This window comes from Metallosphaera yellowstonensis MK1 (genome assembly GCF_000243315.1).
Taxonomy (GTDB): domain Archaea; phylum Thermoproteota; class Thermoprotei_A; order Sulfolobales; family Sulfolobaceae; genus Metallosphaera; species Metallosphaera yellowstonensis.
In genome coordinates, this window is the sequence record NZ_JH597761.1 from 45444 (window position 1) to 59358 (window position 13915).

At 51.7% G+C, this 13915-nt stretch carries 18 protein-coding genes and 1 pseudogene; 9 read left to right on the forward strand and 10 right to left on the reverse strand.

Annotation, left to right across the window (positions count from 1 at the left end; translation table 11 throughout):
- The 9 genes from METMK1DRAFT_RS01000 to METMK1DRAFT_RS01035 all read right to left on the reverse strand — a co-directional run.
- Window positions 1–633 (reverse strand): DUF4322 domain-containing protein (locus tag METMK1DRAFT_RS01000; protein WP_009069807.1); only part of this gene is annotated, 633 nt, incomplete at its 3' end.
- A 144-nt stretch (window positions 634–777) separates the two neighbouring features.
- On the reverse strand, window positions 778–996 hold the full coding sequence (locus METMK1DRAFT_RS15900; protein ID WP_245544510.1) for a hypothetical protein: 219 nt from the start codon (window positions 994–996) through the stop codon (window positions 778–780).
- 170 nt (window positions 997–1166) lie between these two features.
- A complete protein-coding gene (locus METMK1DRAFT_RS01005; protein ID WP_009069809.1) occupies window positions 1167–1427 on the reverse strand; it encodes a hypothetical protein in 261 nt (86 codons plus the stop codon).
- Between the two features lie 145 nt (window positions 1428–1572).
- Entirely contained in the window at window positions 1573–1848 is a 276-nt protein-coding gene (locus METMK1DRAFT_RS01010) for a hypothetical protein (RefSeq protein WP_009069813.1), read from the reverse strand.
- Between the two features lie 150 nt (window positions 1849–1998).
- Complete coding sequence (locus METMK1DRAFT_RS01015; RefSeq protein ID WP_009069814.1) at window positions 1999–2454, reverse strand: hypothetical protein; 456 nt, start codon at window positions 2452–2454, stop codon at window positions 1999–2001.
- Window positions 2451–2834 (reverse strand): hypothetical protein, encoded by a 384-nt coding sequence (locus METMK1DRAFT_RS01020; RefSeq protein WP_009069816.1) that lies wholly within the window; start codon window positions 2832–2834, stop codon window positions 2451–2453. Before METMK1DRAFT_RS01020 ends, METMK1DRAFT_RS01015 begins: the two co-directional genes overlap by 4 nt.
- The gene (locus METMK1DRAFT_RS01025) at window positions 2831–3199 is read right to left on the reverse strand and encodes a hypothetical protein (protein WP_009069818.1); all 369 of its coding nucleotides are present in this window, start codon (window positions 3197–3199) and stop codon (window positions 2831–2833) included. Before METMK1DRAFT_RS01025 ends, METMK1DRAFT_RS01020 begins: the two co-directional genes overlap by 4 nt.
- A gap of 346 nt (window positions 3200–3545) precedes the next feature.
- Window positions 3546–4400 (reverse strand): amidohydrolase family protein, encoded by an 855-nt coding sequence (locus tag METMK1DRAFT_RS01030; RefSeq protein WP_009069820.1) that lies wholly within the window; start codon window positions 4398–4400, stop codon window positions 3546–3548.
- A gap of 30 nt (window positions 4401–4430) precedes the next feature.
- On the reverse strand, window positions 4431–5867 hold the full coding sequence (locus METMK1DRAFT_RS01035) for an MFS transporter (RefSeq protein ID WP_009069823.1): 1437 nt from the start codon (window positions 5865–5867) through the stop codon (window positions 4431–4433).
- A 198-nt stretch (window positions 5868–6065) separates the two neighbouring features.
- Between METMK1DRAFT_RS01035 and METMK1DRAFT_RS01040 the strand changes: the two genes are divergently transcribed.
- From METMK1DRAFT_RS01040 to METMK1DRAFT_RS01080, 9 genes are all read left to right on the forward strand, one after another.
- Window positions 6066–7760: an MFS transporter gene (locus tag METMK1DRAFT_RS01040; protein ID WP_009069824.1), complete on the forward strand. Its 1695-nt coding sequence runs from the start codon at window positions 6066–6068 to the stop codon at window positions 7758–7760.
- Window positions 7735–8178 (forward strand): MarR family winged helix-turn-helix transcriptional regulator, encoded by a 444-nt coding sequence (locus tag METMK1DRAFT_RS01045; protein ID WP_009069827.1) that lies wholly within the window; start codon window positions 7735–7737, stop codon window positions 8176–8178. Before METMK1DRAFT_RS01040 ends, METMK1DRAFT_RS01045 begins: the two co-directional genes overlap by 26 nt.
- Before the next feature lie 23 nt (window positions 8179–8201).
- The gene (locus METMK1DRAFT_RS01050) at window positions 8202–8975 is read left to right on the forward strand and encodes a dienelactone hydrolase family protein (RefSeq protein ID WP_009069829.1); all 774 of its coding nucleotides are present in this window, start codon (window positions 8202–8204) and stop codon (window positions 8973–8975) included.
- A gap of 248 nt (window positions 8976–9223) precedes the next feature.
- On the forward strand, window positions 9224–9361 hold the full coding sequence (locus tag METMK1DRAFT_RS01055) for an AbrB/MazE/SpoVT family DNA-binding domain-containing protein (RefSeq protein ID WP_082229986.1): 138 nt from the start codon (window positions 9224–9226) through the stop codon (window positions 9359–9361).
- Between the two features lie 251 nt (window positions 9362–9612).
- Window positions 9613–10932: an MFS transporter gene (locus METMK1DRAFT_RS01060; RefSeq protein ID WP_009069832.1), complete on the forward strand. Its 1320-nt coding sequence runs from the start codon at window positions 9613–9615 to the stop codon at window positions 10930–10932.
- Window positions 10933–10961: 29 nt separating this feature from the next.
- Window positions 10962–11711 carry a 3-oxoacyl-ACP reductase FabG gene (gene fabG / locus METMK1DRAFT_RS01065; RefSeq protein ID WP_009069834.1) on the forward strand — a complete coding sequence of 250 codons (750 nt, stop codon included), beginning with the start codon at window positions 10962–10964 and terminating at the stop codon, window positions 11709–11711.
- A gap of 9 nt (window positions 11712–11720) precedes the next feature.
- Window positions 11721–12878 carry a thiolase family protein gene (locus METMK1DRAFT_RS01070; protein ID WP_009069836.1) on the forward strand — a complete coding sequence of 386 codons (1158 nt, stop codon included), beginning with the start codon at window positions 11721–11723 and terminating at the stop codon, window positions 12876–12878.
- Window positions 12875–13183 carry a Zn-ribbon domain-containing OB-fold protein gene (locus tag METMK1DRAFT_RS01075; protein WP_048087306.1) on the forward strand — a complete coding sequence of 103 codons (309 nt, stop codon included), beginning with the start codon at window positions 12875–12877 and terminating at the stop codon, window positions 13181–13183. Before METMK1DRAFT_RS01070 ends, METMK1DRAFT_RS01075 begins: the two co-directional genes overlap by 4 nt.
- A gap of 151 nt (window positions 13184–13334) precedes the next feature.
- Window positions 13335–13589 carry a hypothetical protein gene (locus METMK1DRAFT_RS01080; RefSeq protein WP_009069839.1) on the forward strand — a complete coding sequence of 85 codons (255 nt, stop codon included), beginning with the start codon at window positions 13335–13337 and terminating at the stop codon, window positions 13587–13589.
- Here the strand turns inward: METMK1DRAFT_RS01080 and METMK1DRAFT_RS01085 are convergent.
- Window positions 13561–13915: pseudogene (locus tag METMK1DRAFT_RS01085) on the reverse strand (ISH3 family transposase); the annotation flags it as partial. The gene METMK1DRAFT_RS01080 and the pseudogene METMK1DRAFT_RS01085 sit on opposite strands and share 29 nt — an antisense overlap.

Genomic DNA, 13915 nt, shown 5'->3' on the forward strand with positions numbered 1-13915 from the left:
CGTCTCGTACTCGCCGTCGAACTCCTGGTAGACCTTCACGTTCCCAACAGGGACGGCAATTATGTACTTGAACTGCGAAACGAAGTTGAGCACGTCTACAGTGTAGAAACCAGCGTCGAGAGTCATCAACCTTACCTTGAACCCCATGGCGACTACTCGCTCCACGAGGGCCTTCACGACCTCATCCTTAGTCATCCCGTTCACTTGAGTGATGAAAGCTAGTAGGAGCACTTTCCCGTCAAACTTTGTCGTCGCAGTTGCGTAGTTCCAAGAGTTTCCCTCCTCCGAACTCCCGAGCCCCTCCACCGGTCTCCCGTACCACGTCTTGGTCGTCCAGTCTATTGAGACGTCTATCTCCTTGACTCCCTTCAGTACCTTCAAGGATATTTTCCTCACTTGTTCCAAGAGTTTCTCAACCACTTCCACCCCCTGCTCCTCCACGTAATTCCTCACGGTCTGTGGGGACACGCCATACGCCCTCGACTTGTTCTCTACAGAATCGTTCCACAAACACGCTGAGATGAGGGTTCTCGCCACCTCTTCCCCTCTCTTTCCCTTGAAGTTCAGCATGGAAAGTAATTTATATCCTATTTGTTGTACGTTGTTTTGGTGAGGGAGTACCGGTGTTACCATCTCACTTAATCACGTGGTAATACCACATCTCCCTCACCTTAAACCTTTCTTCAACTGAATTCTTAATACTCTTATAAATTTCTTTATCTTTTATAAATTCAATATTATCCTACCAGAAATATTTTTCATAATATGATTTTGGGTCTACCGCGCTGAGCGAGGGGTCGGTGGTGTAGAGGTACCTGACGTGTGTCCCGGAGTCGTGTTCCTGCGAGCAACTTCACCGTGACCACTCGGCCTCCCAGGGTCAGGGAGACGAAGTAGACTCCAGGGGGTATCCCACTGGGAGGTCTTCCTCGAGGGTGTCCTGGACCGACCCCGAGTTCGGTTGGACTTGAGCCTTGACACCACGTTGTCCGTCACGAGCTTCTCGGACAGTACTGGGATCGAAGACGACCCTGGCTACCGGAAGCGCTCCTTGAGCACGTCAAACATCTGGCCACGTCGATCTTGGTCTTGAACTCGGTGACCCTCACAAATTCAACATCTTCCTCACGGCGTAGGGGAAACCGTGAACGTCCTGCCGAGGTCCACTATGGCGACCGTGAGGAGCTTGGCCCTCTCGAACCTCCCGTGGGCGTGGCAGTAGATCTAGTGGTTCTCGGGGGCTCACGTCCCCCCTGGAGCCTTGCTGTCACGGTGTCGTCTATGATGACAGGTCCCTTCACCAGTCTGACAGGACCTCCAGCCCCTCCACGCATCTCCAAGTTCTCCCAACGCCCCATCAATTCACGTTCCAACCCGAACGTCTCGGCCGCGTTCCTCACGCTGGCCCTCCCACCTACCAGGACCATGAGGACTAGAGCCAGTTGACCTTCCTGCTCCTCACGTTCCTCCTGACCACGCCCAGCCTGTTGACCTCCCTGACCAGCCTCTCCCTAGCGAACTCGATTTGTCTCTTTCCGTTCAGCATCTTTTCGGCAGGACGAAGGGAAAAAATTAGAGTAACTTATGCTCGTACTTTACGCTTGGAGCTAATAACTTGACTTTCCAAGTAATACCCATTTGTCCGGCCACATTCGCTAAGTCCTGAACACTCGGTACCTCCCACTCGCACACGGCGGTCTTGTTGGCATCATCCACCTGGATCTTCTCCAATTTGAAACCTTTAGGTAACTTCTTCCCTTTAGCCATGTCCACTAGTTGATTGAAAAACTTGGTCACGGTATCCTTCTGGGTGTCATCCCACTCATGTACAACTAAAACTTTTGTCATGTATGATTCTTCTCTCCGGACAATATTAAGACTTTCTGTTGCTTTTTATGTATAAACTATAAAAAGGAAAAAAAGTTGCCGAGCACGTATTACTTTGGTGAACGGGTTACCTTAAACGCCACGTACCTTATCATCAACCAGCGCTTCCTTTCACTCCCTCCTCCTCCCCCTAAGAACTCCCAGCACTACCAATACGATTCCTACGACCCCCAAAACAACGGAGAGCAGGGACATTGCACCGTAGACCAGGGTGGAAGTCCCGGCGTTGACTAAAGCGTACTTCATGGAGAGGGGGAAGGTGTAGTTATTGGTTATGGTAGCTACCTCGTGCGAGCCCATTATTATCACTGCGTAAAACCCGTTGAAGGGTCCAGCGGTCGAGACTATTTGACCGTTGTCAACGTTCACGGAGAGGGGGAGCGCCCTGCCGTCGGAGTAGCTTATGACCGCCTCACTGAAGTCGAAGGAAACTTGGGTGGATTCACCTGGGGAGAGGTAGGCCTGTCCCGAAATGACGTTGGAAGAGCTTCCCAGATAGGAGACGAAGTAGAGGGTTACAGCCACGAGGAGAATCACGAGTCCGGCTAGCACATAGTTCCTCTTCATCCCTCCCTACCCCTCTGTGTGTCGAGGGCCAGTAGAAGGACTTCCTTTAATTCGTCGTTTGGTACCAGGTTAGTCCTACCCACACAGATGTGGAAGTCCTCCATCCCCTTGAGGAGCTCAGCTATCTTCCTTAGAGTCTCCTCGTTTACACCCCTATAGACGAAGCTCATCCCCCCTATCACTAGGGTCCTCTCACCGCTACTCAGCCCTCCTCTCTCCGTTATAACGTAACCCATATCGGTCTTGGTCAGGAGGCCCTCCTTCACCAATGCCTTCAATGCCTTTGACAGCCCAGCATCGCTCAGACCTGTGACCCCCTTAAGCTCCTTGAACGTCTTGGGAACTCTGCACTCCTCCAAAATCTTGTCCCTAGTTCTCAAGGTAGATCCCTCGCTTCGCTGGTGCGTAGGTTTAGGCTCCTCAGTCCCGATGCACCCTTGTCCTTCTCCTGCACTAGATCAGCGACGCTCCTCACCACCTTCCTGTTCAGGAAGTCTAACAGAGTTTGGTCAACCTCGGTCTCCACCACGTTACCTCCCTTGTCCTCCCTCTTTAGCTTGACCAGGGAGAGTAGTTTGGGGTGGTTCTCCTCGTCCAGTAGGAGTATGACAGTCTCATCTCCCCTCACCAGGCTGTAGCTCAGGCCCCTCTTACCTTTGACCTCGACGTTGTGCACCTCCACCCTCCATCCCTCACCGACCACCTCTCCAACCTTCTCCCTCCTGTAAGTGAAGTCACTTAACATAAGTAAAGTTTAGTTAACTGAATTAATAAGTTTTACCGAAAGGTAGCAGAGATGAGACTTTCGCCTAGGTATAGCCCTGTGATCGAGGCCAAATCTAATAACTCCTATGAAAGGAGACCGTTCAAGGATTCTCCACGAACTCGTGCGTCAATTTCGTACGGTAACGTGGAGGAGCGGAGTTGAAACTCTCTAGGATAATTACAGCAGTCACTAGACCTTAACTTGACCACTGGACGATATTTAAGGGAAAGTCCCATGGCTGCTGTAATTATAAGTTTGTAGGATAATTACAAGCTTAGAAAAGAAAAAGAACTTGCGAGTTCCATAAAGGGTCGTCCCCCAAGGTTTACCTCTCCAAGGTTCTGAACACCCTCTTGGGGTTCTCGTAGGCTATCTTGACCTTTGAACTGTCCTGTAACCCTGTCCTGAGGAACTCCTCCAGGTGTGTCTTAAGCCCCTTAACCCCAGGTCCACCAGAGTCACTGCCGTAGACTACCTTCTCCTCCACCTCTCCCAACCTGGGAAAGTACTCCAGCAACCTCTTGGGGGGAATGCTGGAGAGGTCACCCATGACGTTTCTCCTTATTCTCAACAGCTGGAAGGCCGTGTCCACCCAGTTGGGTCTACCCAGATGGGCCATGACTATCTTCAATTTCGGGAAGTCCACAGATACGTCATCGAGGTAGATGGGGTCGCCGTACTTGTTCCTGGCGGGGAGGAAGAAGGATGTGCCCGTGTGGATTATGACTGGGAGGCCGTGATCCTGGGAGAACTGGTAGAGTAACTCCAATTGCTTTAACCCACTCTCCTCCTCCCTGTAGTCGTTCGGTTTAACCCACATGTGGGGAGGGTGGAGCTTGAACCCAGAGACCCCAGCGGAGTACTGGGTCTCCAACCAGTTCCTGGTCTCCTCCAAGGTCAATTGGTTCACCTCCACTCCTCCGACCACAGAGAACCTGTCCGGGTAGTCCTTGCACTCCTGTATCATCCTCACGGGGAAGTCCTCCTTGGCTCCCCACAACTTCCTCATCGGGTAGGCTATTATCACCACGTACTCCAGGTTCGCCTCGTCCATCTCCTTGATGACCTTTTCCTTCTCCAACACCGGTATTTCGTAACCTACCCTTGCCGAGTTCTCCCTCATCTCCTGGGTTATCGCACCCTTCAGCCACAGGTGCGTGTGGGAGTCTATGAATTGCATGGGTAAATTGCCGAGGGAAGGTTAAAAGTGCTACACTACCTGAGGAGCCTTAGCCTCCTCCACCTTCCTGCTTCCTAGCCTGTAGTTCCTGGTGGTGAGGGACACAGCTATGTTGACCACGGCCATGATTATCCCCACGGCGAATATCAAGTCGAAGGCAGTGGAGTCTGGGAAGATCTCCACTATGTAAGTACCGCCGAAGGGAAGAACATAGGCCCCTTGATAAGAGCTCATTATGGACGTAGTGATCACGGGCCCAACTGAGGAACCTATGTTCCTGATGAGCGTGTTCATCCCTATTCCAACACCCCTGTCCTCAGGGGGAAGGGACACAGAGATCATGTTGACTATGGGTATCATGAGGGAGAGTAGACCGACCATGGCCACGATGGTGTCCAGGGTGACGTCCAAACTGGTAGTCCTATTGACTATCATCAGGTAGAACCCACCTATCATGACCAGGGAACCGAAGACGAGGATCGGCTTGGGGCCTACTCTGTTGATCATCCTACCCAGGAGGGGGCCAACCACGAACATGACCAAGGTGGAGGGTGCTAGGGTAAGACCTGCAGATATTATGTCCAACCCAAGCCCGAAGGGTCTGGGAAGTTGAGTGTAGTAGATTACCCCGTAGAACAGGGCCAATATCATGATTCCCGATATGAGCCCAGATAGATTCGCTACCATAACGTTCCTTATCCTCATGAGTCTCAGCTCTATCACGGGACTCTGGGCCCTAGTCTCGTACCATCCGAACAGGACTAAGAGAGCGAGGCCGGGTAACAGGAGCGAGAGGGAGGACACTGAGAACCATCCCCAACTGGACTCCTGCGTCAAGTACACGAGGAGGAGGATAACCCCAGAGGTGAGCGTTGAGAAACCGATGTAGTCTATCACGGCCTTCTTCCTCACTCCGGTCTCTGGGACTAACTTGAGGGCCAAGAAGAAGAGGATCAGTGATATCACGAAGGCTATGTGAAAGGCGTACTGCCAACCCAGGTCCTGATCTATGTAAGCTCCCACGACTAAACCTAGAGCTGTACCTATCCCCATAGTACCGCTTATTATCCCTTGGGCCGTGGCCACCATCTCGGGGGGCAATATGTCAGTTATTATGGCCAGGGAGAGAGGAAACATGGCGAACCCCAATCCCTGTATGGCCCTAGCCCCTATCAGGAAGTCTATGTTTGGTGAGAACCCTGCTAACACGACCGCCAAGGTGTAGAACGTCATGGACAAGAGGTAAATTTTCCTCTTACCGTAGAGGTCACCTAACTTTCCGAAGACGGGAGACACTGCGGCTCCCACTATAGTGAAGGCTGAAGTGACCCAGGCCACAAGGGTAGACGTTGTCCCGAAGTCCTCCTGAATCTTGGGGACGGCTGGAACCACCATGGTCTCCACATAGTTCACCAGAAGGGAAACGGATATGAGGATGGCCAAGGTCTCCTTGGTTTTCCTGTCCATAGAGTCATGAGGACACGTGACGTATTTAATCTTTTCGATATATCTTTTTGAGATGTTAAACTCACAATGTACTATCAAATGAGACCTTAGGGCGAGCCAAAGGGCTATGGGAAAGCCGCGTTGCCCACGAACATAGCACCCTCGAGTCTTCCTCTCAATTCAGGTAAAGTTAAATATTTAATCATCTACCATCTAACTATGGTGTACAAATGGGTTGCCCTCTCCAACACAACCCTCGGGGTACTCATGGCCACGATTAACGGTACCATCACCATAATCTCGTTGCCAGCTATCTTCAGGGGTATTCAGGTAAACCCCTTAGCTCCCTCATCTTTCCAGTATCTCCTCTGGATACTCTTAGGTTATAACGTGGTCACCGCAACACTACTCCTCTCCTTCGGTAGGCTCTCAGACATATACGGAAGGGTCAGGCTGTATAACCTGGGCTTCCTGATATTCACCTTAGGTTCCGTAGCACTCTCCTTGACTCCCAACAGTGGAGATCTGGGAGCCACGGAGCTGGTGGTCTTCAGGGTAGTTCAGGGGGTGGGAGGTGCCTTCTTAATGGCGAACAGCGCGGCCATACTCACGGATGTGTTTCCTATTAACGAGAGGGGAAAGGCGCTGGGGATAAACCAGGTTGCAGCCTTGGCAGGTTCCCTAATAGGTCTGATCCTCGGAGGTATACTCTCCACGCTTAACTGGAGGTACGTCTTCCTGGTGAGCGTCCCAGTGGGGGCTTTCGGGACAATTTGGAGTTACCTGAAGTTAAAGGACGTCGGGATTAGGAGTAGGGGAGAGGGGATAGATTGGCTGGGTAACTTGGTCTTCGGGACAGGCCTGATCTTGATCCTACTGGGGACCACTTACGGCCTAATGCCCTACAACAACTCCCAGATGGGATGGGGTAACCCAGAGGTTCAGGGAGAGATACTGGGAGGGATAGGGCTCTTGGCCCTGTTCCCGTTTGTGGAGACAATGGTGAAGTATCCCATGTTCAGGCTAGAGCTCTTCAAGAACAGAGTGTTCTCTGCAGCCAACTTCGCTGGTCTCCTACGCTCCATAGGTTACGGAGGTCTCATGATAATGGTGGTCATATTCCTCCAGGGCATCTGGTTACCTCTACACGGCTACCCCTATTCAGAGACACCTTTCTGGGCAGGGATCTACACAATCCCCCTCATGGTGGGTTTCGTCACTGTTGGGCCGTTGAGCGGTTGGCTCTCAGATAGGTACGGGGCGAGGACCTTGGCTACCGCCGGGATGATCCTGGTAGGACTGGGCTTCCTAGCACTCTCCACACTTCCCTATGACTTCAGTTACCCCATTTTCGGGGGTATACTCTTCCTCATAGGCGTGGGAAACGGGATGTTCGCCTCCCCCAACACGGCCTCCATAATGAACAGCGTCCCGGCCAAACACAGGGGTGCTGCCTCTGGGATGAGATCAACCCTACAGAACACAGGACAGACCGTGAGCATAGCCCTATTCTTCACCATAGTTATAATATCCCTCAGTTCGTCCCTGGGTCCCTCGTTGGCACAGGCGGTGAGTCAGGCCGGTGCACCCCAATTGGCTCCAGCGGTGGAGAGGGTACCGGTCACAAGTGCACTGTTCGCGGCATTCCTCGGCTACGATCCCGTCAAAGCACTCATCTCTTCCCTTCCCCAGTCCCTAGCCTCCAGTATACCTCCATCCGCAATACACATAATGGAGAGCAGAGGCTGGTTTCCCAACGCCATAGCCCCGGCCTTCATGGAGGCCATGAGGGAGACGTTCTACTTCGGGGCAATCCTCTCCTTCATAGCTGCAGTGTCCTCAGTCATGAGGGGCAAAACTAAAATAGTTTTGGAGGGAGGTGAAAGTCATGCAGAGAGGGCAAACGGACGCTGAGATCTTCTACAGGATATCTAGGGTCTACAAGGCCATAAAGAGGGAGTTCAACCGTAGGTTGGAGTCCATGGACCTCACCTATGTCGACTTCCTGGTACTAATGAACCTCAAGGATTCCCAGAGATCCATGGTATCCCTGGCTAAGGAAATCCTCATGACCCAAGCCGGGATTACCGCTGCAGTGGACAGGCTAGAGGAGAGGAGGTTGGTCAAGAGGGAGAGGGACTCGCAGGACAGGAGAGTCATTAACGTGAAGATAACCCAGGAGGGGCTAAAGGTCTTGAACTCTTCCCTTCAAATATACACGGAGATGGCGGAGGACATACTCAGGGACGTTAAGGAGGATGACAAGGCCAAGTTGGCAGAGCTCCTCGATCTACTCCTTTACAAGATGGCGGAAAAGAAGATTAACTTTTAAACTATTCATAGTCTAACAATGTTATGGAGGAAAAGGTAAGGTATAAGAGTTTCGACGGAAAGGAAGTCGAGGCCTTCCTAGTTAAGGGGGGAGATAAGGCTGGGATAATAGTAATATCCGAGATTTGGGGGCTCACCCAGTTCATTCAGAACGTGGCTAGGAGGTTGGCGTCCCTAGGTTACACGAGCCTGGCGCCTAACCTATACTCAAGGGAGGGAGACCTCTTCTCTCCTGAGAACATATCGGGGGTCATGAGGAGGTTCTTCTCGATTCCTCCAGAGAAGAGGGGAGATCAGGAGTTCATTTCAAGGATAGTAGCAGAACTAAACGAGAGGGAGAAGAGGATTTACGAGACGTTGGTAGTCAACAGGGCGAGCACAGAGGACAGGATGCTCAAGGATCTCGAGCACGGGTACAATTACCTCAAGTCAATGGGCATAAGCAAGTACGGTGTCATAGGGTTCTGTATGGGAGGAGGTCTATCATTCCAACTGTCGACGCAATTACCCTTCGACGCCACGGTCGTGTATTACGGAAGGAACCCAAGGAGTATAGAGGACATCTCGAGGCTCAAGGGACCTGTCCTGGGAATATATGCCGGAGAGGACTCAGCCATAAATCACGGTGTGCCGGATATGGTGAGGGCCATGTTTCAGTACGGGAAAGAACTGGAGATGAAGATCTACCCCAAGACATATCACGCCTTCGCCACTGAGGGAGGACCGGTCTACAACGAGGCCGCTGCGAAGGACGCTTGGGACAGGACTGTTAGGTTCTTCACCAGGATTTTAGGGTGAGATCATGGAAGGAGGAAAGGTATTGGAGGACTGCTTCCTCACATGGGTGAAGTTACTGGAGATGAAGGAGAAGGAGGAGAGGGGAGGGGAGAATAGCGGAAAGGTAAACTCTACGTCGTGAAACAGCACGCGTGAGGGATCCCTAGCCCTTCAGAGCTAGTCGTGAACAGGCAAAAACTCGTCCTAAGGAACTGTAATGATGAGGGAGTCCCCAGTCTACAAGGATTAAATATTACATATAATCTCCCGTGCCTAGGGTTACAGACAAATTTCAAGTAACTATCCCTAAAGAGGCTAGGGAGAAGATTAACCTGAAGCCTGGTGAGGAACTTGAAGTCATAGTGCTAAACGATAACGAAATTCTTCTAAGGAACAGCAGTTATTAGATTTCGCCTCGACTTCAAGGCTACACCTAACGAGAAATCCCATAACTGCTGTAAGGAAAAAAAGTAAAGAGGGCGAAAAACCCCTTAGAAATACTCATTGGTAAGGAGTCGTGGGAAGAGTGGATCCCTGCGAGTTCAAGGGGAAGTGACTGCCTTACCTTCGCCCCGTTGGACTCATCATCGTTTTAGGTATTTTTAAAATTTGAACCACAAACTTTAGAATAGGGTCATCTCTCATTTAAACGATAAAAATGGTTTCAAAACCCCCAAGTAAGGCACTGGACAACTTTTCATGGGGGAAAGTCCACACATACGCCTTTGTTGCCTTCTCTGCAGGATTTTTCCTGGAGGCCTACATCTTCGGCATGGCCCCCATAGCCACGGGGTGGGTCACTATCCCCAAGTTCCTCACCAGTACGCTACTTGCGTGGGCTCCCCTCTGGCTCATAATAGGCATAATGGTCACGGGACCTCTTTCCGACAAGCTGGGAAGGAAGACCATGTTCTACGTGACCATGACGATGTACGGTATAGGGGCTGTGGGCATAGTATTCAGTTCCACCTACTATCTGATCCTCCTCTTCCTGGCAATAATGCTGTTCGCTGCAGGAGGCGAGATGAACACCATAATGGTTGCCACACACGAGATAATGCCAAGGAGGCACAGGAGTAAGGCCTTCTTCCTTGAACTGAACTTCATCAACGTGGGAGGATTCGTCCTGGGACTGGTTGGCTATCTAGTTCAGAACCAGACCGTGGCACTTCAGAGACTGATGATAGGGGTAACAGCCCTGATAGTTTTGGGCGTCCTAGTGTATAGCAGAATAAAGATCCCCGAGTCCATCAGGTGGTTGGAGAAGCAAGGTAGATTCGAGGATGCAGAGAGGGAAATAAATAAGTACTTTAATGACGTGAAGGTGATCCCTCAGGAGGAGTTGAAGCCCAAGGTAGTGGTGCCAAAGTTGCCCAACTGGTTTAAGATGTTCGTGGCCGTTATGGTCGCAGCGTCCAACACCATAGGTTACGGTCTCATGACCTACGTGCTAGGACCCTACTTCTTCTCCTCTCAAACTGCCCTCATCATCCTTGTCAGCAACCTGGCTGAAATGTTGGTGGGGTTGGCCATTGGTGTGTTCGCTGACTCCCTGAGTAGGAAGCTACTTCTCCTTATCTCATTTCTCGGAGCTACCGGTTCCACCTTCCTGATCATGGCGACCATACCTATCTGGAGTGACAGTTTGGCACTCTTCTATTCACTCCTGGTAGTACTGAACCTGTTCGTGGGAATATCCTACCTGACCGAGGACGCCCTGAAGAGTGAGATATGGCCAACTCTCAGGAGGGGAACGTTGACCGCCATAGCTAGGTTCATATCCATAGGTGCGTACATTCCGACCATTTACCTCACAGCCAACTTCTCCATCCAGCAGTACACCTTGTTTAACGGTCTAGTGTGGGCAGCAGGTACTGTGGCTGCCGTACTCTGGTTCGTAAAGGGTTACGAGACCGGTAAGGGAGTGAGTGTGGAGGAAGCCTCAGGGGAGCTGGAGACTGGGACTCCTGTCAGTTAATCATTTTTTATCTAGCAATTTCTTTTCTTATGGGTTCTGTACAACACCACAACGCCCTAGCCCTGGTCACTGGAGGGGCTAGTGGGATAGGTTTCGCCACGGCACAGGCCCTGGCCAAGGAGGGATTTAAGGTAGCCGTGGGAGATCTCAGGGAGGACGTAGACGAAAGGGTAAGGTCCTTGAGGGACTCAGGTCTAGAAGTGCTGGGTATGAGACTTGACGTGACCGACTGGGACTCCTGCGTGAACTTCGTGAGGAACGCTATGGAGAGGTTCGGTACGGATCACGTGGATGTGTTGGTGAACAACGCCGGCATAATAAGGGACAACCTCTTTGTGAAGATGTCCAGGGAGGAGTGGGACTCGGTGATCAAGGTTCACCTCTACGGGGCGTTCAATATGACTAAGCAGGTAGTGGAGGGCATGATGAGGAGTGGACACGGGAGGATAATCAACATGTCCTCCCTCAGCTGGATGGGAAATGTGGGACAGACTAACTACTCAGCGGCGAAGGCCGGACTGATAGGGTTCACCAAGACCTTAGCCAAGGAGTTGGGGAAGTTCAGCATAACGGTGAACGCCATAGTTCCGGGCTTCATAGACACCCCCATGACCAGGGGGGTACCGGAGAAGATATGGAACATGATGGTCGAGAGGACACCCATGAAGAGGGCTGGGAGGCCGGAGGAGGTGGCCAACTTGATAGCGTTCCTGGCCTCGGACTATGCCTCGTTCATCACCGGGGAAGCCATAGGGGTGACTGGAGGTCTCTCATTTTAGGTGAGGTTCATGTTGCTGGGATTCAACGGTCAGGTCCACAAGAAGTATGAAGGCTCGACCTTCCAACTACTCTCCTCAGTGGTAGACGGAGCCCTGGAGATGGCGGGGGTGGAAAGGAAGTCGATAGACGGTCTCATAGCCACCTTCCTCCCCGGCACTTTCGACGGTAATTTGAGTCTACATTTCTACACTTCACAGCTCTCCCAGTACCTGGGTGTTAGGCCCAGGTTTCTGGACTACGTGGACTTTGGGGGCGCCTCAGCATTGGCCATGCTTTACAGGGCTGAGAAGGCCGTGGCGTCGGGGGACGCTGAGAACGTGTTATTGATTGTGGGGGGAAAGGCCTCCCCTGTCAGGGAGAGAAAGGTGACAGCTGACTCCGTGGACAGGGCCTATCAGCACGTCTCCTTAACTCCCTTCGATTGGCAGTTCAGGGTGTACGATGACATGAACCCGGTCACAGATTACGCCCTGGTCGCGGCCAGGCATTCCCACCTCTTCGGTACGACGGATGAACAGAGGGCCATGATAGCCGTGAGGCAGAGACATAACGCCAGGTACAACGATAAGGCCTTATACAGGGAACCCATCAGTGTAGAGGACGTATTGAGCTCTAGGGTCGTGAGCACTCCCTTACACCTCCTCGAAATAGTTTACCCAGTGGACGGCTTTCACGTGTTCGTGGTAGGGAAGAGGGGCGGGAAATCTAACCTGAGACCTCTCTCCATCAAATGCTTCGGTGAGGCCCATTGGCCTGAGATGCCCCCTGAACTGCCCGACATAGTGACTACACCGGCCTCCGAGAGCTCGAGGAGCTGTAGACCCTACCTGGAGAAGATTGACGCGTTCCAGCTCTATGACTCCTTCACCATAACTGTTCTCCTCCAGATCGAGGACGTAGGGTTAGCGGAGAAGGGAAAGGGAGGAAAGTTCGTGGAGGTCACAGACACTACGTTCAGCGGGGAGAAGCCTGTCAATACTGGTGGAGGATCCTTGAACTTGGGACAACCTGCGTACATGAGCGGGGGAGTGATCTTGGAGGAGGCCTTGATACAGCTCAACGGTATGGGAGGGAATAGGCAGGTTAAGGGAGCAGAGGCAGTTCTATTGAACGGTATAGGAGGGTGGAACAGGGCACATTCGACCACGCTCGTCCTGGGTGAGTGATCTTGGATCCTGCGGTGGAGTTCAAGAACGGTAAGGTCCCATACCTGCACTGTGGGGATTGCGGACACAACTTCTTCTACATCAGGGACTCCTGCCCGAGGTGTCACGGGAGGAACTTGAGTATGATGTTGAGTTCAGGGAGGGGAAGAGTGTTCTCCGTCACGAAGTTCCAGGGGGCCATTTACGCCATAGTGGAATTGGACGAGGGGTTCAGGATGTACTCCAATGTCCTGGACGACGTGAAGATAGGGGACAGAGTTGAGGCCGTGCCTGGGGAAAACAAACCCGTATACAGGAAGGTCTGAAGGTCCTTTTTTCGAACTTAGTTCTGGTTCGCGTCATTCGGTTTATCTTAACAAGGGGTTCAAAGGGGGCGGAAGACTCCATCCGTAAGGGTGGAGATGGATAGCCCCCTTTGTAGTTACATTTAAATACGTATTTTCAAATATTCTCTTAATGGCAGTCACTGACGGAGCAAGCGTCACCGAGACGCCTTGGTTAAAGCGAGGGTCTATGTGGTACGCCTCTGCTCCATTCAACAGTCCCATATTGGGATACTGTGGGTTCACATTAGTGCTCGGGGTCGGAACGACCCTTAGTGCCTGTGGAGCTGAGACCTCTACCCTTTGGGCAAGCCTCGGCTTTGAAGCAGGAAGCCCCGTCCGTTACGGTAGACCCAAAATCACCTCCTTGAAAATAAATCTATATTAATAAGCGGTTCTATTGATTTAAGTAGAAAATCTCTTAGATAGAATAAATCATCAGAAAACAAGAGTATTAGGAGTATCCTGAACTGCTCCCTCCTCACTCCCCCTTGAACACGGTGTACAGGGAGTAGAGTACGATTGCCAGCACGAAGATCAACGTGCGGAAGACGAACTTGGTGGAACTGGTGAAGGGGAGAAAGGCCTTGATGTTCCGGTAAGAGGTCTCTATGGGACCCCTCACCTTGTTGTACAAGTCCAACACCTCCCCCTTCGGTAGGTTTAGATTAGTCGCCCTAGCGAAGTAAACAACCTTCTTCCTCTTCCCCTTCT

Bases quoted from the DNA above. Each gene is read 5' to 3' on its own strand.
- METMK1DRAFT_RS01005 (WP_009069809.1), bottom strand. From the start codon at position 1,427: ATGGTCCTGGTAGGTGGGAGGGCCAGCGTGAGGAACGCGGCCGAGACG.
- METMK1DRAFT_RS01010 (WP_009069813.1), bottom strand. From the start codon at position 1,848: ATGACAAAAGTTTTAGTTGTACATGAGTGGGATGACACCCAGAAGGAT.
- METMK1DRAFT_RS01015 (WP_009069814.1), bottom strand. From the start codon at position 2,454: ATGAAGAGGAACTATGTGCTAGCCGGACTCGTGATTCTCCTCGTGGCT.
- METMK1DRAFT_RS01025 (WP_009069818.1), bottom strand. From the start codon at position 3,199: ATGTTAAGTGACTTCACTTACAGGAGGGAGAAGGTTGGAGAGGTGGTC.
- METMK1DRAFT_RS01030 (WP_009069820.1), bottom strand. From the start codon at position 4,400: ATGCAATTCATAGACTCCCACACGCACCTGTGGCTGAAGGGTGCGATA.
- METMK1DRAFT_RS01035 (WP_009069823.1), bottom strand. From the start codon at position 5,867: ATGGACAGGAAAACCAAGGAGACCTTGGCCATCCTCATATCCGTTTCC.
- METMK1DRAFT_RS01040 (WP_009069824.1), top strand. From the start codon at position 6,066: ATGGTGTACAAATGGGTTGCCCTCTCCAACACAACCCTCGGGGTACTC.
- METMK1DRAFT_RS01045 (WP_009069827.1), top strand. From the start codon at position 7,735: ATGCAGAGAGGGCAAACGGACGCTGAGATCTTCTACAGGATATCTAGG.
- METMK1DRAFT_RS01050 (WP_009069829.1), top strand. From the start codon at position 8,202: ATGGAGGAAAAGGTAAGGTATAAGAGTTTCGACGGAAAGGAAGTCGAG.
- METMK1DRAFT_RS01060 (WP_009069832.1), top strand. From the start codon at position 9,613: ATGGTTTCAAAACCCCCAAGTAAGGCACTGGACAACTTTTCATGGGGG.
- fabG (WP_009069834.1), top strand. From the start codon at position 10,962: ATGGGTTCTGTACAACACCACAACGCCCTAGCCCTGGTCACTGGAGGG.
- METMK1DRAFT_RS01070 (WP_009069836.1), top strand. From the start codon at position 11,721: ATGTTGCTGGGATTCAACGGTCAGGTCCACAAGAAGTATGAAGGCTCG.
- METMK1DRAFT_RS01080 (WP_009069839.1), top strand. From the start codon at position 13,335: ATGGCAGTCACTGACGGAGCAAGCGTCACCGAGACGCCTTGGTTAAAG.